This is a genomic window from Streptosporangium canum (assembly GCF_900113865.1).
In the GTDB taxonomy this organism is placed as follows: Bacteria; Actinomycetota; Actinomycetes; order Streptosporangiales; family Streptosporangiaceae; genus Streptosporangium; species Streptosporangium canum.
Window position 1 is genome coordinate 22,837 of sequence record NZ_FOQY01000037.1, and the last position, 18,463, is coordinate 41,299.

An 18,463-nucleotide genomic window follows, 5' to 3' on the forward strand; every position below is an offset into this window, starting at 1 on the left:
CCGACCGTCACCGTCGCCGGGAAGACCGCGACGGCGAGGTCGTACGGCGGACAGCGGGCGGCAACAGGCAGGCGGGCGGACAGACAGGCGGGCGGGCAGGCAGGCGGGCGGGCAGGCAGGCGGCAGACACGGGCGGCAGGCGGCTCCCGTCGGGCACCGACGGGAGCGGCGCCCGGCGGCACCGGTCCCGCCGGGCTCACCTCCGGCCCCACTCCCCCCGGTGAGGCCCGATCTCCCGTTGTGAGGTCAGTAGAGCGCGTAGCACTCGACTTCGGACCGGCGCTCCGTCAGCCCCGCCATCACCGAGTGCTGGACGCACGCGGCCTCCCGCTTGCTGAGCATCAGGTTTCCGCAGACCGTGACCCCGGAATACGTCCGGCAGTCCAGGCTGGAGTTCTCCGCCCCGATCCGGTAGTCGTTCTCGACCGCCGACCGGCACTGGCTGCGCAACTGCTCCGTGTCGGCGTACCGGCACTGGTTCATCAGAACCCGGTACTGGTCCCGGCCCACCGGCGTGCCATCGTCCAGCGCCCGCGCCTGCGCCGACGTCCCCGTGGCGACGATTCCAGAAGTGACGACGATGAACAGCGCCGCCGCATACATGAGTCTTCTCACGATGGCTCCCCCCGCCATACGGTCCTCAAATCGGACTTTACAGGGGAAACGTCACTTGTTGTGTGCGTGTCGACACTGTTCTCCTGATCGAATCTCCTGATCGAGCGTCAAGATGATCTAAAGTTCACCACGCTCACGGTCGATTCTCCCGCCCGGCACCGGCCTTCCCGCCGACGGCGCCCTCTCCCCGGCGCCGAGCCGGCACATCCTGCCCGGATGCGGACCTTCGACCGGCGGCACGCCCTCCCCCGGGGTCGCCTTCCTCGGCGCGACCCTTCAGCCGACGGTGAGAACGACCTTGCCGCGGCCGTGGCCGGCCTCGACCTCGCGGTGGGCGTCGGCGGCCTGGTCCAGCGGGTAGGTCCGGCGGACGTGGAAGGTGAGCGCGCCGTCGGAGTAGAGCTCGGCGAGCTCGGCGAGGCGGGAGGCCAGCCGCACCCCCCGGGTCACCTGGACGCCCAGTTCCTCCGCCTTGTCGTGCTCGACCAGCGTGACGATGCGGTCGCCCTTCACCAGCCGCAGCGAGACGTCGAGCGCCTCGCCTCCCGCGCCGTCCAGGACCATGTCCACCCCACCGGGAGCGAGGGCCCGCACCCGCTCCAGCAGGCCCTCGCCGTACGCGACCGGGATCGCGCCGAGCGAGCGCAGGTAGTCGTGGTTCTCCTCGCGCGCGGTGCCGATGACCGTGGCCCCCCAGAGCCGGGCGAGCTGCACCGCGGCGGTGCCGACCGAGCCGGCGGCGGCGTGGACCAGGACCGTGTCGCCCTCCCCCACCCCGAGCTGCCGCAGGGCGATGTGGGCGGTCTGGGTGCCGGCGGTGAAGCCGCCCGCCACCTCCCAGGGCATGTTCGCGGGCTTGGCCGTGACGTTCTCGGCCGGGACCACGATGTATTCGGCGTAGGAGTTCAGCAGGTTGAAGCCCAGCACCTCGTCGCCCACAGAGACCCCGCGCACCCCCTCACCCACCTGGTCGACGACCCCGGCGAACTCGTTGCCGGGGATCCGGGGCAGGTCCCCGCTCACCCCGGCCGGCATCCACCCCTGGCGCACGGCCACGTCGAACGGCTGCACGCCCGCCGTCCTGACCCGCACCCGCACCTGCCCCTCCGCTGCCTCGGGCGTCTCGATCTCCATGGCCCGCAGCACCTCGGGCCCGCCGAACTCGGAAAAAGCAGCGGCCTTCATCGGAAACTCCTTCGCTCGTGTCTGCCGGACCCACTCTGCAACCTCAACCATGATTGAGGTCAACCGGCCAGGCTGCCACGTGCCGTCCGGCTCCTGCCGCGTGTGCCATGGGGCGGAGCCGAAGCCGGGACAGAAGGCCGCCAGACAGGCCCTGGCACCCGTGGCCGTCGGCCGCGCGCCTGCGCGGTACGGCCGTCAGCCGCCCGCGTCCATGCCGTCAGCCGTGCGCGCCCGGGTCGTACGGCGCGCGCCGTTGCAGCAGGAACAGCCAGGTCATGGACGGCACCACCAGCAGCGCGCCCACCGCGAGCACGACGAGTGTGGCACCGAGCACCGCCGGGTCCGCCGCGGCCACCTCGACGGTGAGGCCGGGAGGGAGCATGACCGGATACTGCGCGAGCGGCCACCCCCACAGCACCGCCGTGACGGCCAGCGCGGCGGTGATCCGGACGGACAGGTAGCTCCGCCGCCACAGCAGGGCCAGCGAGAGCAGGCCGAGCACGGCCGCGGCGACGACAAGGGGCAGCGCACGGTGGGTGAGGCCGTCGAACAGCCGGGGGGCGTCCCAGCGCACCACGGCGACGCCGCCCAGCACGACGGCCCCGGCGCCGAGGCCCGCGGACAGCGCCCTGCGCCGGAACCCCTCGGCCAGGCCGGGCAGTCCCGCCCGTCCCGCGTCGTCGCACAGGTACACCGCGGCGAGGTAGGCGCAGACGCCGACCGCGAGGACCCCGCCGAGCAGCGAGGTCGGATTCAGCCAGCTCGTCAGGAGGTCTCCGGCCGCCAGACCGGGAGGGACGCGCCCCGAGGCGATCCCCCCGGCGACCGTGCCCAGGAAGAAGGGCGTCAGCACCGAGGAGGTCGCGAAGGCGGCGCCGAACAGGCGCTGCTGCCACAGCTCCGTGCTGGCCTTGCGGAAGACGAAGGCGGCCCCCCGGGCGATGATGCCGAGCGCAGCCAGCGTCAGCGGGATGTAGAGCGTGGACATCACCGCGGCGAACACCGGCGGGAAACCGGTCCACAGCACGACGATCACGAAGATCAGCCAGACGTGGTTGGCCTCCCACACCGGACCGATGGAGTGCTCGATGAGGCGCCGCTGCGGCATGCCCGCACGGCTGCGCCCGGCCACCAGGTCCCAGAAGCCGCCGCCGAAGTCGGCTCCGGCCAGCAACGCGTAGAGCGTCACGCCCACCCACATCACGACCAGCAGGATCTGCGCCGCGTCCATCGGATCACTCCGGTTCCTGGGGGGCGTGCGTCAGCTCCTGGGGGGCGCGCGCCATGCGCCGCAGGACGTAGACGGTGGCGACGGTGAGCACGGCGTAGACCAGCGAGACGACGACGAACCCGGCCCACAGGCCGGGCGCCGGGTTGACGGCGTCGAAGGTGCGCATCCTGCCGTAGACCACCCACGGCTGCCGGCCGACCTCCGTCACGACCCAGCCGGCCTCCACCGCGACGACGGCCGCCACCCCGGAGACGGCCGCGAGCCTCAGGAACCAGCGGGAGCGGGGCAGCTCACGCCGCCGTCCCCACGCCAGGACATACCAAGCCGACAGCAGAAGCAGGAAGAAACCGATCCCCACCATCGTGTCGAAGGCCAGGTGGACGGGGGTGACCGGCGGCCGGTCGGCCACCGGCACCTGGTCGAGCCCCTGGACGACGGTGTGCGGGCTGTAGCCGACCAGCAGGGACAGGCCGTTGGGGATCTCGATCGCGTAGCGCAGCTCACCGTCGACCACGAAGCCGCCCAGGCTGAGCGGCGCGCCCGCGCGGGTCAGGAAGAGCCCCTCCGCCGCGGCGAGCTTGGCCGGCTGGTAGTCGGCCAGGAACTTGGCCGCGTAGTCGCCCAGCAGGATCTGGATCGGGGCGAACACGGCCGCCATCGTGAAGGGGATCATGAAGCCCAGACGGTGGTAGCGGTCGCGCCGCCCACGCAGCATCGCCACCGCGTACACCCCCGCGGTGGCGAACCCGGCGACCATGAACGCCGCCACGATCATGTGCAGCGTCTGCGGCGGCGTGGCCGGGTTGAACATCGCCCTCCACGGGGCCACGTCCCTCACCCGGCCGTTCTCCACCACGAACCCGACCGGCTGGTTCATCCACGCGTTGGCGGTCACCACGAAGAACGCCGAGGCCACTCCGGCGATCAGCACGGGCACCCCGCTCAGCAGGTGGATTCTGGGCGGCAGCCGGTCCCAGCCGTACAGGTAGACGCCGATGAAGATGGCCTCGACGAAGAAGGCGATCCCCTCCAGCGCGAAGGGCAGGCCGATCACCTCGCCGTAGGTCCCCATGAGCCCCGGCCACAGCAGGCCCATCTCGAAGCTGAGGATCGTCCCTGAGACCGCCCCGACGGCGAACAGCACCCCCATCGCCTTGGCCCATCGCCGGGCCAGCCGCATGGAGTCGCCGTCACCGGTGCGGATCGCCCGCCACTCGGCGTACAGCAGCAGGGCGGGCATGCCGACCCCCAGGCAGGCCAGCACGATGTGCCAGCCCAGCGAGAGGGCCATCTGCAGGCGCGCCGCGACCAGGTCCGCCGCGCTCGCCGGCCCGGCCGGCAAGACGAGCGCCGTCACCACGCAGGCGCCGACACCGCCCCCGATCCCCATGACAGGCCTCTGCCCCGGCGCACTAAACGACAAACGACGCACACACCCCATAAGTCCACCTCTGGGCGTACGGCCTGCCCGGTACGGCGGACAGGCGAAAACCCGGCAAGCAGTCGTCGCCATGACGGTGCGGACGGGGGCGCGCGGGCATGGGCGTGGCGCGGGCGCGGACAGTGGCGCGGCGCGGGCGCGGAGGCCGGCTCGGAACGGGCGGGGCCGGAGATCCGGGGCCCGGAAAGGCCCGAAAGCGGAGAAGCCCGGTTCGGTGGTCACCGAACCGGGCTTCTCCGTGCTGTGCGCCGCCAGGGACTCGAACCCCGGACCCGCTGATTAAGAGTCAGCTGCTCTAACCAACTGAGCTAGCGGCGCTTGCAACGGAGGTAACTCTAGCAGCAGACCCGGCGGCGACGCACATCAGGCGACCACGGGGCGGCACCGCGGACGGAGCGGACAGAGCCGCACCACGGGCAGGACGAACGGAGCGGCACCACGGGCAGAGCGGACGGAATCGAGCCGGGCGGTCCCCCGGCCGCCCGGCCCGATCCGGCGAGGGGCCAGACGGCCCTTCGACCGTCGGCGCCAATCCCTGGACAGACTCGGGGCCGGACAGTCCCCCAACTGTCCGGCCCCGGCCTCCTCGCGGGCCTCTCCTTCGTCTCCCCCAAGACTCCGGCGGCGCCGCTCAGGGACGCGATCCCCCTCGCGTCCTGTATCCGGTGAAAAGTCTCTGCAATGCTCCCCCCGGGCTTCGCAGAACCCCTTGACCTGCTTCAACAGTACAGAACCAAATGTAACGAGCACGTCATCCACGGGTTGATTTTGCGCCTACACCCAGGGTTGACCCGGTATTGCCGGACCAACGACGCGGGACGGGCAACCGCCGTCCGCGGGACGCGCCGGACCACTCTGGCAGAGCGGGCCGCGCCGGTCACTCTCGCGGAGCCGAGCATGCCGGATCACTCTCGCGGAGCGGACCGCGTCGGGCCATCCGGGCGACCGCCCGCCGGACGCGTCAGGTCACTCGGGCAGTTCGAGCAGGATCTCGGTCTTCTCCCGCAGCGCCCTGCTCACCGTGCAGTATTTCTCCTCCACGCGGTGGGCCACCGCGCGGAAGACCTCGTCGGCCTTCTCGTCGCCTTCCGGCAGCTCCACGTCGTAGGTGATGGTGATGGGCCCGAGCAGCGTCGGCTCCACCTTCTCCGCCTGGACGGTCATCGCCAGGCGGACCAGCCGGTGGCCGCGCTGGGCGGTGAGCGGCTCCACGGTGACGATGTTGCAGCCGCCGAGCGCCACGAGCAGCAGCTCGACGGGGGTGAACACCCCCTGCTCGTCGCCGCCGCCCATGGCCACCTCGGCCCCGCGGTCGTTGCGGGCCACGTACCCGTCGTCGGTCCGCTCGACTCGCACCTGTGCCATGACGACTCCTCCCGTAACCCTGCCGATCACCCTACCGAACCGGTCAGAGAGGGCGGCAGCCTAGGCTCCGGGGTGTTTGGAGAGGTAGTCGATGTAGAACGGGCGCAACGCCTCGCCGAGCTGCCCCTCGCCGGACGCCATGGCGTCGCTGAGCAGGGCGGAGACCCGGCTGAGGTCGTTCGCCGTCTCGTCCTCGTTCCCGGTGGAGGCCTCCGCCGCGGGGATCACCTTCAGCAGTTCCCACAGGAAGGCGAAGTCCCCGTGATGGACGGCGTAGCGGACCGCCCGATCATGTAGTTCCTGGGCCGACAGCGCCTCAAGCTCATCCGTTTCCAACTGACCCACCTCCTTTCGCCCCTTCTGCCCCCGGAATATGGCGATCATGCACGATCAGTGGACCAACCGGACAACCATCTTCCCGGTGTTCGCTCCGCGGAGCATGTCGATGAACGCCCTGGGCGCGTTCTCCAGGCCGTCGACGACGGTCTCCTCGAACGTGATCTCGCCGTCGCGGAGCCAGGCGCCCACTTCGGCGACCATGTCGGGCATGCGGTCGAAATGATCACCCACGATGAACCCGCGCAGGGTGAGCCGCTTGCCGACGGCCAGGAACAGGTTGCTCGGGCCGGGGACCGGCTCGGCGGCGTTGTAGACGGAGATCGCCCCGCACATCGCGACCCGCCCGTAGTCCTTGAACGCCTCGAGGGCCGCCTCCAGGTGGTCGCCGCCGACGTTGTCGAAGTAGACGTCGATCCCGTCGGGAGCCACCTGGGCGAGCTGCCTGCGGACGGGGGCCGTCTTGTAGTTGAAGGCGGCGTCGAAGCCGAGCTTCCCGGTCAGGTAGGAGATCTTCTCCTGCGAGCCGGCGCTGCCCACGACCCGGGAGGCGCCCTTCAGGCGGGCGATCTGCCCGACCAGGCTGCCGACCGCGCCGGCCGCGCCGGAGACGAACACCGCGTCGCCCGCCTTGAACGCGGCGATGTCGAGCAGGCCCACGTAGGCGGTCAGACCGGGCATGCCGAGCACACCGAGGTAGGCGGAGAGCGGCACTCCGGGGATCTCCTCGACCTTGCGGACCTGGCCGGCGCCGGCGACGGCGTACTCCCGCCAGCCGTACCCGTGCAGGACGAAATCCCCGGCGGCGAGGCCGGGCGCGCGCGACTCGACGACCTCGCCGACCGCGCCGCCCTCAAGAGGCCTGCCGAGCTCGAAGGGCGGAGTGTAGGACTTGGTGTCGTTCATGCGTCCCCGCATGTAGGGATCGACGCTCATGTAGAGGTTGCGGATGAGGACCTGGCCTTCGGCGGGAGCGGGCGGCCCCACCTGCGCCAGTTCGAAGTTCTCCGCCGTCGGCCAGCCGGAGGGCCGCGAGGCGAGCCGGATCTCCCGCGATGCCGTACGGCCGGCGGAACCGGAGCCGTTGGATGTGTCGTTGGACATGGTGAAGCCTTCCTGGGGCGGCGCACGCTCTTCCCGGAAGCCATTCCCCTCCAACGGGGGGAGCGACGGGCCGCCCATGAAAGCTTTAACCTTTCCACCTGCTCAGAGCCACGACAGGAGGCTTTCCGCGCCACCGCCCCCCGATGCACCGCCGTCCCGGCGGCCATGATGGTCGCGAAGTATTTAGTGTCCTGATATATCCGCTTTTAACAGTGTGGATCTATCGCTCGTCCGATCTCCCATGCGAGGATGCGCAAACGTGAAAATCATCATCAAGATCCTGGCTGTGGCAGCCGCCCTCTGGGTGTCCACCCAGCTCGTGGCCGGCATCACGGTGACCACCGAGACCACCGCCAAGCAGATCGGCACGCTCCTCGCGGTCGCCCTCCTGTTCGGCGTCATCAACACGGTCCTCAAGCCGATCATCAAGACCTTCGGCTGCGCCTTCTACGTGCTCACCCTCGGCCTGTTCGCCCTGGTCGTGAACGCCGGCCTGCTGCTGCTCACGAGCTGGATCGCCGCCCAGGTCCACCTGCCCTTCCACGTGGACGGCTTCTGGGCCGCGTTCTGGGGCGCGATCATCGTCGGTCTGGTGAGCTGGCTGCTCGACCTGGTGTTCGGCGACTGACCCGATGACCGTTGTCCTTGACGGCGCCCATCTGACCTGCGAGCAGGTCCACCGGGCCGCACACGGCTCCGGGATCCTGCTGGGCTCCGCCGACCGCGCCGAGGCCGCCTGGCGGACGGCCCGCTCCCTCAGCGGGCCGCTGTACGGCCAGACCACCGGGGTGGGCGCCAACAAGGACGTCCCGGTTGAGGCCACCGGCCTCGACCTGCTCCGCAGCCACGCCGGCGGCGCCGGCCCCCTGATCGAAGGGCCGCGCGCCCGCGCCACCCTCGTGGTCCGCCTCAACCAGCTCCTCACCGGCGGCTCCGGCCTCAACCCCGGTCTTCTCCCCGTCCTCGCCTCCGCCGTCAACCGGGGGTTCACTCCCCCGATCCGCACCTACGGCGCCATCGGCACCGGCGACCTCACCGCGCTGGCCACCACCGCCCTCTGCCTCCTCGGCGAGATCCCCTGGACACCGCCCTCCGGGCCGGGAGACGGCCTCGCGCCCCGGTACGCGCTGGCCTCCAGCGACGCCCTTCCCTTCATCAGCTCCGGAGCGGCGACCCTGGCGGACGCGGCGCTGGCCTGCCACCGCCTGAGGATCGCCCTCACCGCCGCGACGGCCGTCGCGGCCCACTCCTTCCGGGCGATCGACGCCTCGCTCGAACCGCTCGCCCAGGCCGTGCAGCGCAGGCCGGACCAGGCGGAGGTCGCGGCCGGGCTCCGCGCCCTGATCGGCGCCACCACCCCGCGACGGGTCCAGGACCCCTACGGCTACCGCGCCCTCCCCCAGGTCCACGGCGCGGCCCTGGACGCCCTCGACCGCGCGGAGCGGGCCGTCACCGAGGAGCTGAACACCGCCCCGGAGAACCCGCTGATCGCCGACGGCCGGGCCTGGCACAACGGCAACTTCCACTCGGCCCGGATCGCGCTCGCCCTCGACGCCCTCAGGGCCGCCCTCGTCCAGACCGCGTCGCTGAGCGCCGCCAGGCTCGCCACCCTGACCGACCCCGCCCACACCGGACTGCTGCCCTTCCTCGCCGAGCGCCCCGGCCTGTCCGGCGTGATGATCCTCGAATACGTCGCCCACTCGGCCCTGGCCGACCTCCGCCAGCTCGCCGCCCCGGTCACCCTCGGCACCGCCGTGCTCTCCCTGGGGACCGAGGACCACGCGAGCTTCACCCCGCAGGCCGCGCGGTCCACCCTCTCCGCCCTCGACCCGCTCGAAACGATCCTGGCCTGCGAGCTGGTCGCGGCGGTCCGGGCGCTGCGCCAGCGCGGTCTCCCCTGCGACGTCGGCCTGGACCTCCGGACGGCCGACCGCCCCCTCGACGCCGACCTCGACACCGCACGCGGGCTGCTGCCCGGCCTGACCTGCCGGCCGCACGCCGGGGCGGGCCTCCCGGCGCCGGACGGGCCGCCCTGCCTCAGCGGGCCGCCGGCCCCTTCACTCGATGGACCGAGCCCCCAGATGGCGGCCGAGACATTGGCCTAGCTGTATTGCCCACACGGCGGGCGGGGGCTCGCGTCAGCCCACCGAGCCGCGTTCGCGGAGCTCGGGGGCCTGGACGATCCGGCGGCGGCGGGTGTTGCCGTCGGCGGCGGCCACCACCAGGCGGACGGCCGCGCGGACGATGCCGTCGATGTCCCAGTCGACCGTGGTCAGCCCCGGGCTGAGCAGCCCCGACATCGGGTGGTCGTCGTAGCCCATCACGGACACGTCGGCGGGGATCCGCAGGCCCTGTTCGGCCGATGCCGCGTACACCCCGTAGGCGATCGAGTCGGCGAAGCAGAAGAACGCCCGGTGCCCGCCGGCGAGCATCCGCCGGGCGACGTCGGTGGCGGCCGCCAGCGCCTGGGGCGCGGTGACCACCTCGATGTCCAGTCCCAGCCGGGCCGTCTCGGCCAGGACGTGCACGTCGGCGGGGCGGTCGGGGGTGCTGGCCCGGGTCGGGGTGAGGACGGCGATACGCCGGTGCCCCCGGTCGCGCATGTGCTCCAGCGCCAGGGTCACGCCGGCGCGGTTGTCGAACACGACCTCTCCCGCCGTACGCGCCCCGGCCAGGGAGTCGCCGATCGAAACCACCGGCAGGCTCTCGCACAGCTCGGCCCAGAGCGGCGCCGCCGGATCCACCGGCTGCACGATCAGGGCGTCCACCCGCTGGTCGCGGAGCTGCCGGGCCAGCGTGCGCTCCCGGGACGGGTCACCGGTGGCGTCCAGGATCAGCGCGTAGCGGTCGTTGTCCTTCAGCGCCCGGCCGATGCCGACGGCCAGGGCCTGCTGCCAGAGGTCCTCAAGGGAGCCGCAGAGCAGGCCGATCATCCCGGTACGGCCGCTGGCCAGCGCGCGGGCGATGGGGTCGGCCTCGTAGCCGAGCTCGGCGGCGACCCGGCGCACCCGTTCGATGGTCTCCTCGGACACCTGCATGCCTCGGAGGGCATACGAGACCGAGGCCGGGGAGAGGCCGGTGGCCTTCGCCACCTCGCGTATCGTCGCTCGTTTCCGGGGCTGGGGCATCCGGCCAGCCTATGCCTCTCCCCCCTCCACGGCGCGTTCTCCGCCATATCACGGCGATTCAGGGAATTGACACACAGAAGGTGAAACGGTTCACTGAAACGGTTCACTGAAACGTGTCACCTGGAAACGTAGTAAGGTCAGACCGGTTACCTATATTCTAGGTAGGAAATACTGCGAAGAGAGGAGGGGAAATGACCGTCGACGTGCACCAGCACCTGTGGACGCCCGCGCTCATCGACGCGCTCCGGTGCCGCACGGCCCCTCCGCGACTGGACGGCTGGACCCTCCACCTGTACGGCGAGCCCGCCTACGAGGTCGACCCCGGCGACCACGACCTCACCGGCCGCCTGGCGCTGAACGAGGGGCTCGACCTGGCCCTGGTCTCACTGTCCAGCCCGCTCGGCATCGAGTCGCTGCCGCCCGAGGACGCCTGGCCGATCATCGACGCCTACCACGAGGACGCCCTCGACCTGCCGGCCCCGTTCGGGGCCTGGGCCGCGACCTGCCTCGTCGACATCGACCCCGCCAGGCTCGCCAAGGCCCTCGACCAGGGGTTCGCCGGGCTCCAGCTGCCCGCGACGGCCGTGGGGACCGGTGCGGGCCTCGCGAGGGTCGCCCCGCTGCTCGACGTGCTCGCCGAGCGCGACCTGCCGCTCTTCGTGCACCCCGGTCCCGCCACCGAGCCCGGAGGACCCGGCTGGTGGCCCGCCGTCGTGCCGTACGTGCAGCAGATGCACGCCTCCTGGCACGCCTTCTCCGCCTTCGGCCGTCCCCGCCACCCCGGGCTGCGGGTCTGCTTCGCGCTGCTGGCCGGGCTGGCGCCGCTCCACTCCGAGCGGCTGATCAACCGCGGTGGCGAGGGCCGGGGCCTGGTGGATCCCGACCTGTTCCTGGAGACCTCCTCCTACGGCCCGCGCGCCATCGACGCGATCGTCCGCGAGCTCGGCATCGACGTCGTGGTCAACGGATCCGACGAGCCCTACGCCAGGGCCCCCGACCCCGCGCTCGGCGACGCCGCACGGCACGCCGTCGCGGTCACCAATCCCAGCCGTCTGCTGAACCGAAAGGAGTCGCGCAAGTGAACGTGAACCAGTCCCAGGGCCGTGGGCGCTGTGCGCCTCCAGGAGGCCGGCGATGAGCTACGAAGCACTGCCCGCCCGCGCCCTCGACCGGCGCGAGCTCCGCGACCTGGTCGACGAGCTGGCCGCCGACCCGTCCCGGTGGGAGGACCAGGTGGACTTCCCGGAGGAGGGGGGCCGCCACTACGCCTCCCTCTACCGGGACGCCTACGTCGACGTCTGGCTGCTGTGCTGGCGGCCGGAGGACGACACCGGCTGGCACGACCACGACATCTCCTCCGGCGCGGTCCGGGTGGTGGCGGGGACGCTGCTGGAGTGCAACCCGCGCATCGGCGGCGAGCACGTGCAGACCGTCGTCTCGGCGGGCGAGTCGTTCTCCTTCGGTCCCGACCACATCCACCGGCTGACCGGCGCGGTGGACGGCAGCGTCTCCATCCACGCCTACTCGCCGCCGCTGTGGCGCCTGGGCCAGTACTCCATCAGCGACAGCGGCGTGATGCGCCGCACCTCGGTCAGCTACGCCGACGAGCTGCGTCCCATGGACGAGACCGAGGTCGCCGTCGCCTAGGAGCCGTGCCGTCTCCGCTGCGCGAGCCGGACGACCTCCTCGAAGGTCGGGATCCGGGCAGTGCCGTTGGAGACGGCGCGGGCGGAGGCTCAGCCCTGTTCCGTGACGGTGGCGGGACGGGCCCGCTCCGCACCGGCGGCCACCGGGCGGCCGGCCAGGAATCCGGCGGCCAGTTGCAGCCCGCACGCGCCGAGCCCGGCCAGCAGCGGCAGCGTCCAGCCGCCCGAACTCTCGCGGAGCACGCCGATCAGGAAGGGGCCGAGCGCCGCCAGCACGTATCCGGCGGACTGGGCGACGGCCGACAGCGCGGTGACCGAGGCGGGGTCGGGGGCGCGCAGCGCGATGATCAGAAGGGCGAGCGCGATCGAGGCGCCCTGCCCCAGGCCGAGAACGATCATCCACAGCCAGGGGACGACGGCCGGCGCGGCCAGCACGCCGACGTATCCCACGATGGTGAGCAGGGCCGCGACCGTCACGTGCGGCACCTGCGACCGGGCCCTGCCCGCGAGGACCGGGACCGTGAGCGTGGCGGCGATCTGCGCGAGGTTGGTCAGGCCGAGCATGTAGCCCGCCTGGTCGGCGGGGAGCCCCGCGTCGCGGAGGATCGTGGGCACCCAGGCGAGCACGATGTAGAAGGTCAGCGACTGAAGGCCCATGTAGGCGGTGACGGCCCAGGTAACCCGGCTGCCCAGCACCGCGCGGAAGGACCGGGGCGCGCCTCCCCCGGGCGCCGGGCGCCGCAGCGCCTGGGGCAGCCAGAGCACGGCCGCCGCCACGGCCGGGACGGCGGCCATCGCGGTCACCTCGCGCCAGCCGTACCCGCCGGCGCGCTCCAGCGGCACCGCCAGCCCGGACGCCACGGCGGCGCCCAGCACGAGGCCGGAGACGTACACCGAGGTGAACAGGCCGACCTGGGAGGGGAAGTGCTGCTTGACGACCGCGGGCATCACCACGTTCATGATGGCGATGGCCGTACCGGCGACGGCCGCCCCCGCGTAGAGGGCCGGGACGCTCCCGGCGGCGCGCAGCGCCACCCCGGCGGCCAGGATCAGCAGCCCGGCCAGCAGCGTGCGGTCCAGGCCGAACCGGCGGGCCAGCAGCGGGGCGAGCGGGGCCAGCACGCCCAGGCAGACCACCATCACCGTGGTGATCGCCCCGCCACCGGCCGCGCTCAGCCCGAGGTCGGCCATGATCTCGCTCAGCACCGGGGAGACCCCGGCCAGCGCGGGCCTCAGGTTGAGCGAGGCGAGCACGAACCCCGCGATCAGCAGGGCCCGCGACAGCCTGAGTCCCCGATCAGTCATCGCCCCACTTTCCCACAGAACCGGCATTGACCTTCCCCGGCGAGGGTCACTAAGTTCGCAGGAAGAACGTTTGTCCGCATGGCGAACACACGAGGGGGCGCGATGGCCACGGTCACCTCGCCCGCCGACGCGGTGGCGGATCTCGTGCACGACGTCGCCGTCGTGCACGCGCAGCGCGCCGGCCGGCGGGACGCCGGCACCCGTCGACCAGGAGCTCAAGATCATGAATGACGTCTTCGTCCTCGACGCGGTCCGCACCCCCATCGGCCGGTACGGCGGGGCGCTGTCGGGCGTCCGCCCCGACGACCTGGCCGCGCACGTGGTCCGGGCGCTGGCCGGCCGCTCCCCCGATCTCGACCCGGCGACCGTCGACGACGTGTTCTTCGGCGCGGCCAACGGCGCTGGCGAGGACAACCGCGACGTGGCACGGATGGCCGTCCTGCTCGCCGGACTCCCCGTCACGGTGCCCGGCACGACCGTGAACCGGCTGTGCGGGTCCGGGCTGGAGGCGGTCGTCGCCGCCTCCCGCGCCGTGGCCGTGGGTGACGCCTCCCTGGTGATCGCCGGCGGGTCGGAGTCGATGAGCCGGGCGCCGTGGGTGATGCCCAAGCCGTCGCGCGGCTTCGACCGGGGGGCGCAGACCCTGCACGACACGGCCCTCGGCTGGCGCATGGTCAACCCTCTGATGCCCGCCGACTGGACGGTCGCCCTGGGCGAGGGCGCGGAGATCCTCGCCGACCGCTACGGGATCACCCGCGAGGCCCAGGACGGCTTCGCCCTGCGCAGCCACCGGCGCGCCGCGGCGGCCTGGGAGCGGGGCGTCTTCGCCGGCGAGGTGGCCGCGCTCGACGCCCTGGACCACGACGAGTCCGTCAGGGCCGACGCGTCACCCGAGTCCCTCGCCCGCCTCAAGCCGGTCTTCCGTCCCGGCGGCACCGTCACCGCCGGCAACGCCTCCCCCCTCAACGACGGCGCCAGCGCCCTGCTCATCGGCGACGAGGCGGGGGCCGAGCGGGCCGGCCGTACGCCGCTGGCCCGGATCGCGGCGCGGGCGGTGACCGGCGTGGAACCGCACCTGTTCGGCATCGGGCCGGTCGGGGCCGCCCGCACGGCGCTCTCCCGCGCGGGCATCACCTGGTCCGACCTGAGCGTGGTCGAGCTCAACGAGGCCTTCGCCGCCCAGTCCCTGGCCTGCCTGGCCGAGTGGCCCGACCTCGACCCGGAGATCGTCAACGTCAACGGCGGCGCGATCGCCCTCGGCCATCCGCTCGGCTCCTCCGGCGCCCGCATCCTGGGCGCCCTCGCCCACGAGCTGCACCGCCGGGGCGGCGGCTACGGCCTGGCCGCCATCTGCATCGGGGTGGGCCAGGGGCTGGCCGTCGTTTTGGAAGGGGTTTGACGTTCGCCGCACCCCTCGCCCAGCTACATGACACTCTGTCGACATCATGAAACTGGAGGTGACCATGACCTTGTCGGCACACGGCGGACTGTTCTCCGGGATGTTCGCCAGGGGCGGGGCCGCGCCCGAGGTGTCGGACGCGGCGTGGCTGGCCGCGATGCTGGACGTCGAGGCCGCGCTGGCCGGCGCCCAGGCGGGGATCGGACTGGTCCCGGAGGAGGCGGCCGCGGCGCTGGAGGAGGCCTGCCGGCCGGAGTTCTTCGACCTGGCCGAGCTGGGGTGCGGGGCCGCGCCGGCGGGGAACCCGGTGATCCCCCTGGTCGCCGCGCTACGCGAACGGGTCAAGCCCGCGCTGCGGCGGTTCGTGCACTACGGCGCGACCAGCCAGGACATCAACGACACGGCCGCGATGCTGGTCGCCTGCCGCGCGCTCGCCCCGCTCCTGGCCGACCTGTCCGCCTGCGCCGACGCGTGCGCGCGGCTGGCCGGCGAGCACCGCGGCACCGTGATGGCCGGGCGCACCGTCCTGCAGCACGCCGTGCCGGTCACCTTCGGGCTGAAGGCGGCCGGCTGGCTGAGCGCGCTGGACCGGTCGCGGGCGGAGCTGGCGGAGCTGGAGCTGCCCGTCCAGTACGGCGGGGCGGCGGGCACCCTGTCCGTCCTCGGCGAGCGGGGCCACGAGGTCCTGCCGCGCCTGGCGGCCGAGCTGGGCCTGGCCGAGCCGCTCCTGCCCTGGCACACCGACCGCACCCCGGTCGCCCGGCTGGCCTGCGCCCTCGGCACGGCCTCCGGGACGCTCGGCAAGATCGCGACCGATGTGAAGCTGCTGGCCCAGACCGAGGTGGGCGAGGCCGCCGAACCGTCGGCCCCCGGCCGGGGCGGCTCCAGCGCCATGCCGCACAAGCGCAACCCGGTGGGCGCGATGTCCGTGCTCGCCTGCGTCCAGCGCGTCCCCGGACTGGTGGCCTCGGTGCTCGCGGGCATGGTCCAGGAGCACGAGCGCGCCGCCGGCCCCTGGCAGGCGGAGTGGGAGACGCTCAGCGAGCTGCTCCGGCTCACCGGCAGCGCCGCGTCCTGGCTCCGCGAGGTGCTGGAGGGCCTGGCCGTCGACCCCGCGCGGATGCGGGCCAACCTCGACGCGACGCGGGGGCTGCCGATGGCCGAGCACGTCGTCGCCCGGCTCGGCGGCACCCCCGAGGCGCGCGGGCTGGTGGACGCCGCCTGCGCCAGGGCGGTCGACGAGGGCCTGTCGCTGCGGGAGGCGCTGCCGGCCGCTCCCGGCCTGAGCCTGACGCCGCAGGAGCTGGACGCCGCCCTGGACCCGGCGGGCTACCTCGGCTCCGCCGGGACCTTCGTCGACCGGGCGCTCGCCGCCCACCTGAACCCGCCCGGCTGAGCACGGCGCCCCGGACGGGGACAGCCGGGTGAACACGACAAGGAGCTGAAGGATGGACATGTGGAGCGCCGGAGACGCGACGCGCCGGTCCGTACTGGGTGACGAGCACGTGGACCGCGCCACCGCGGGCGCCACGCCGTTCACCGCGGACTTCCAGGAGCTCATCACCAAGTACGCCTGGGGCGAGATCTGGACCCGTCCCGGCCTGGACCGGCGCACCCGTAGCTGCGTCACCCTCGCCCTGCTCACCGCGCTCGGGCACGAACACGAGCTGGCCATGCACGTGAGGGCGGCGCTCCGCATCGGTCTCACCGAGGAGGAGATCAAGGAGGTGCTGCTGCAGACCGCGGTCTACGCGGGGGTGCCCGCGGCCAACCGCGCGTTCGCGGTGGCGCGGGCGGCACTGGAGTCCGACCGGAACGGGGAGGATGGGGATGGACGGACCGGTTGACCGCGGCTCTGACCACGTGCAGTCGCTGGCCCGGGGGCTGTCGGTGATCCGGGCGTTCGGCGCGGCCACCCCCGAGCTGACGCTCAGCGAGGTCGCCCGCGCCACCGGCCTGACCCGCGCGGCGGCCCGGCGGTTCCTGCTGACCCTGGTCGACCTGGGCTACGTCCGGACCGACGGGCGGCTGTTCGCGCTCTCCCCGCGCGTCCTGGAGCTCGGTTACGCCTACCTGTCCGGGCTCTCGCTGCCCGAGATGGCCGAGCCGCACCTGGCGCGGCTCGTCGCCGAGGTGCGCGAGTCGGCGTCGATGGCGGTGCTCGACGGCGGGGACATCGTCTACGTGGCCCGGGTGGCGACCACGCGGATCATGCGGGTGTCCATCGACATCGGCACCCGCTTCCCGGCCCACTGCACCTCGATGGGGCGGGTGCTGCTCGCCGGGCTGCCCGCCGGCGAGCTGGACGCCCGTCTCGGCCGCGCCGGGCTGCGCGGGTTCACCGCCCGGACCCTCACCACGCCCTCCGCCCTCCGGGCCGAGCTGGACCGCGTCCGCTCCCAGGGCTGGGCGATGGTCGACCAGGAGCTGGAGGAGGGGCTGCGCTCGGTCGCCGTGCCCGTCCGGGATCGTTCCGGCCGGGTGGTCGCCGCGATGAACATCTCCTCCCACGCGAGCCAGACGACCGTCGAATCCGTCCGGAGCGACCTGCTGCCGCCGCTGCTGGCCGCCGCGGCGCGGGTGGAGGCCGACCTGCACGCGACGGGAGTGACGGGCACCGCGTTCTCCCGCTGACCCGCCGGGATCGATGACAACGTTGTCAACGGCGGGGACATGGGCGATGATCGGGCCGTGACAGACAGTGTCCACGGACGTCCCACCATGAAAGACGTCGCCGCGGCGGCCGGGGTGGCGCTCAAGACCGTCTCCCGGGTCGTCAACGAGGAGCCGGGGGTCAACCCCGCCACGGCCGAGCGGGTCCTGTCCGCCATCGAACGGCTCGGCTACCGGCGCAACGAGAGCGCCCGGGTGCTCCGCCGGGGCCGGACCGCGAGCATCGGCCTGGTGATCGAGGACGTGGCCGACCCGTTCTACTCCGGGATCAGCCGCGCGGTCGAGGACGTGGCGCTCCGGCACGGATCACTGGTGCTCAGCGGCTCCTCGGGGGAGGAGCCCCGGCGCGAGCGGGAGCTCGTCCTCACCTTCTGCTCCCGCCGGGTGGACGGCCTGATCATCGTGCCGGCCGGGACCGACCACGGATACCTCAGGCCCGAGCTCGACGCGGGGATCCCCGCCGTCTTCGCCGACCGGCCCGGCGGCCTGGACCTGGACACCGTGATCTGCGACAACAACGGCGGGGCGCACACCGGGGTCACCCACCTGATCCGGCACGGCCACCGCCGTGTCGCCTTCCTCGGCGACAGCGCCTCCATCTTCACCGCCGCCGAACGCCTGTACGGCTACCGCCGCGCCGTCGAGGACGCGGGCCTGCCGGTCGACGAGTCGCTGGTGGCGATGGGCCCTCCGGAGCGGGCCGGGCCCGCGCTGACCCGGATGTTCGCCGGAGACGACCCGCCCACGGCGGTGTTCACCGGCAACGGCCGGATCACCGTGGCCGTGCTGCGCACCGGCCACCGGCTCGCCATGGTCGGCTTCGACGACTTCGAGCTCGCCGACCTGCTGGTGCCCGGCGTGACCGTGGTGGCCCAGGACCCGGCGAGGCTCGGCCGCGCCGCCGCCGAGCTGCTCTTCCGCCGCATCATGGGCGGACCGGGCGCCGCCGAGCGGATCGAGCTGCCCACCCGTCTCATCCCCCGCGGTTCGGGAGAGCTCCGGCCGTAGGCCGCCTCGCGGGAGCGATCACGCCGG

Annotated in this window: 19 protein-coding genes and 1 tRNA gene; 10 read left to right on the forward strand and 10 right to left on the reverse strand. The window is 73.0% G+C overall.

Features of this window, described 5'->3' with window-relative positions:
- Window positions 1–246: 246 nt before the first annotated feature.
- The 8 genes from BM085_RS35570 to BM085_RS35605 all read right to left on the reverse strand — a co-directional run bounded on the left by BM085_RS35570 (window position 247) and on the right by BM085_RS35605 (window position 7,277).
- Entirely contained in the window at window positions 247–615 is a 369-nt protein-coding gene (locus tag BM085_RS35570) for a hypothetical protein (protein WP_245789891.1), read from the reverse strand.
- 276 nt (window positions 616–891) lie between these two features.
- Complete coding sequence (locus BM085_RS35575; protein ID WP_093891188.1) at window positions 892–1,800, reverse strand: NADP-dependent oxidoreductase; 909 nt, start codon at window positions 1,798–1,800, stop codon at window positions 892–894.
- 217 nt (window positions 1,801–2,017) lie between these two features.
- Window positions 2,018–3,031: a cytochrome d ubiquinol oxidase subunit II gene (locus BM085_RS35580; RefSeq protein ID WP_093891189.1), complete on the reverse strand. Its 1,014-nt coding sequence runs from the start codon at window positions 3,029–3,031 to the stop codon at window positions 2,018–2,020.
- Window positions 3,032–3,035: 4 nt separating this feature from the next.
- Window positions 3,036–4,421 carry a cytochrome ubiquinol oxidase subunit I gene (locus BM085_RS35585; RefSeq protein ID WP_177245436.1) on the reverse strand — a complete coding sequence of 462 codons (1,386 nt, stop codon included), beginning with the start codon at window positions 4,419–4,421 and terminating at the stop codon, window positions 3,036–3,038.
- 295 nt (window positions 4,422–4,716) lie between these two features.
- Window positions 4,717–4,790: transfer RNA gene (locus tag BM085_RS35590), tRNA-Lys, on the reverse strand.
- 648 nt (window positions 4,791–5,438) lie between these two features.
- Window positions 5,439–5,837 carry an OsmC family protein gene (locus BM085_RS35595; protein ID WP_093891190.1) on the reverse strand — a complete coding sequence of 133 codons (399 nt, stop codon included), beginning with the start codon at window positions 5,835–5,837 and terminating at the stop codon, window positions 5,439–5,441.
- Window positions 5,838–5,897: 60 nt separating this feature from the next.
- Window positions 5,898–6,182: a hypothetical protein gene (locus BM085_RS35600; protein ID WP_245789892.1), complete on the reverse strand. Its 285-nt coding sequence runs from the start codon at window positions 6,180–6,182 to the stop codon at window positions 5,898–5,900.
- A gap of 45 nt (window positions 6,183–6,227) precedes the next feature.
- Window positions 6,228–7,277, reverse strand: a complete 1,050-nt coding sequence (locus BM085_RS35605; protein WP_093891192.1) for an NADP-dependent oxidoreductase — start codon at window positions 7,275–7,277, stop codon at window positions 6,228–6,230.
- A gap of 259 nt (window positions 7,278–7,536) precedes the next feature.
- Between BM085_RS35605 and BM085_RS35610 the strand changes: the two genes are divergently transcribed.
- On the forward strand, window positions 7,537–7,905 hold the full coding sequence (locus BM085_RS35610) for a phage holin family protein (RefSeq protein ID WP_093891193.1): 369 nt from the start codon (window positions 7,537–7,539) through the stop codon (window positions 7,903–7,905).
- Window positions 7,906–7,909: 4 nt separating this feature from the next.
- Window positions 7,910–9,382 (forward strand): aromatic amino acid lyase, encoded by a 1,473-nt coding sequence (locus BM085_RS35615; RefSeq protein ID WP_093891194.1) that lies wholly within the window; start codon window positions 7,910–7,912, stop codon window positions 9,380–9,382.
- A gap of 33 nt (window positions 9,383–9,415) precedes the next feature.
- On the opposite strand, the gene BM085_RS35620 is transcribed toward BM085_RS35615, so the two are convergent.
- The gene (locus tag BM085_RS35620; protein WP_245789893.1) at window positions 9,416–10,369 is read right to left on the reverse strand and encodes a LacI family DNA-binding transcriptional regulator; all 954 of its coding nucleotides are present in this window, start codon (window positions 10,367–10,369) and stop codon (window positions 9,416–9,418) included.
- A gap of 227 nt (window positions 10,370–10,596) precedes the next feature.
- Between BM085_RS35620 and BM085_RS35625 the strand changes: the two genes are divergently transcribed.
- Together BM085_RS35625 and BM085_RS35630 are read left to right on the forward strand one after the other, a co-directional pair.
- On the forward strand, window positions 10,597–11,487 hold the full coding sequence (locus BM085_RS35625) for an amidohydrolase family protein (protein WP_093891196.1): 891 nt from the start codon (window positions 10,597–10,599) through the stop codon (window positions 11,485–11,487).
- A 52-nt stretch (window positions 11,488–11,539) separates the two neighbouring features.
- Window positions 11,540–12,052 (forward strand): cysteine dioxygenase, encoded by a 513-nt coding sequence (locus BM085_RS35630; protein WP_093891197.1) that lies wholly within the window; start codon window positions 11,540–11,542, stop codon window positions 12,050–12,052.
- Window positions 12,053–12,141: 89 nt separating this feature from the next.
- On the opposite strand, the gene BM085_RS35635 is transcribed toward BM085_RS35630, so the two are convergent.
- A complete protein-coding gene (locus tag BM085_RS35635; RefSeq protein WP_093891198.1) occupies window positions 12,142–13,356 on the reverse strand; it encodes a CynX/NimT family MFS transporter in 1,215 nt (404 codons plus the stop codon).
- Between the two features lie 78 nt (window positions 13,357–13,434).
- On the opposite strand from BM085_RS35635, the gene BM085_RS44885 reads away from it, so the two are divergent.
- From BM085_RS44885 to BM085_RS35660, 6 genes are read left to right on the forward strand one after another with little or no spacing between them, the layout of a single operon-like run.
- On the forward strand, window positions 13,435–13,587 hold the full coding sequence (locus BM085_RS44885; RefSeq protein ID WP_177245437.1) for a hypothetical protein: 153 nt from the start codon (window positions 13,435–13,437) through the stop codon (window positions 13,585–13,587).
- A complete protein-coding gene (locus BM085_RS35640; protein WP_093891199.1) occupies window positions 13,580–14,755 on the forward strand; it encodes a thiolase family protein in 1,176 nt (391 codons plus the stop codon). The genes BM085_RS44885 and BM085_RS35640 overlap by 8 nt, the downstream gene beginning before the upstream one ends.
- Before the next feature lie 46 nt (window positions 14,756–14,801).
- Window positions 14,802–16,151 carry a 3-carboxy-cis,cis-muconate cycloisomerase gene (gene pcaB / locus BM085_RS35645; protein ID WP_245789894.1) on the forward strand — a complete coding sequence of 450 codons (1,350 nt, stop codon included), beginning with the start codon at window positions 14,802–14,804 and terminating at the stop codon, window positions 16,149–16,151.
- 52 nt (window positions 16,152–16,203) lie between these two features.
- Window positions 16,204–16,602, forward strand: coding sequence for a 4-carboxymuconolactone decarboxylase (gene pcaC / locus BM085_RS35650; protein WP_093891200.1), 399 nt, complete (start codon window positions 16,204–16,206; stop codon window positions 16,600–16,602).
- A complete protein-coding gene (locus BM085_RS35655) occupies window positions 16,586–17,389 on the forward strand; it encodes an IclR family transcriptional regulator domain-containing protein (RefSeq protein ID WP_093891201.1) in 804 nt (267 codons plus the stop codon). The genes pcaC and BM085_RS35655 overlap by 17 nt, the downstream gene beginning before the upstream one ends.
- Window positions 17,390–17,446: 57 nt before the next feature.
- The gene (locus tag BM085_RS35660; RefSeq protein WP_245789895.1) at window positions 17,447–18,436 is read left to right on the forward strand and encodes a LacI family DNA-binding transcriptional regulator; all 990 of its coding nucleotides are present in this window, start codon (window positions 17,447–17,449) and stop codon (window positions 18,434–18,436) included.
- Window positions 18,437–18,463: the final 27 nt, after the last annotated feature.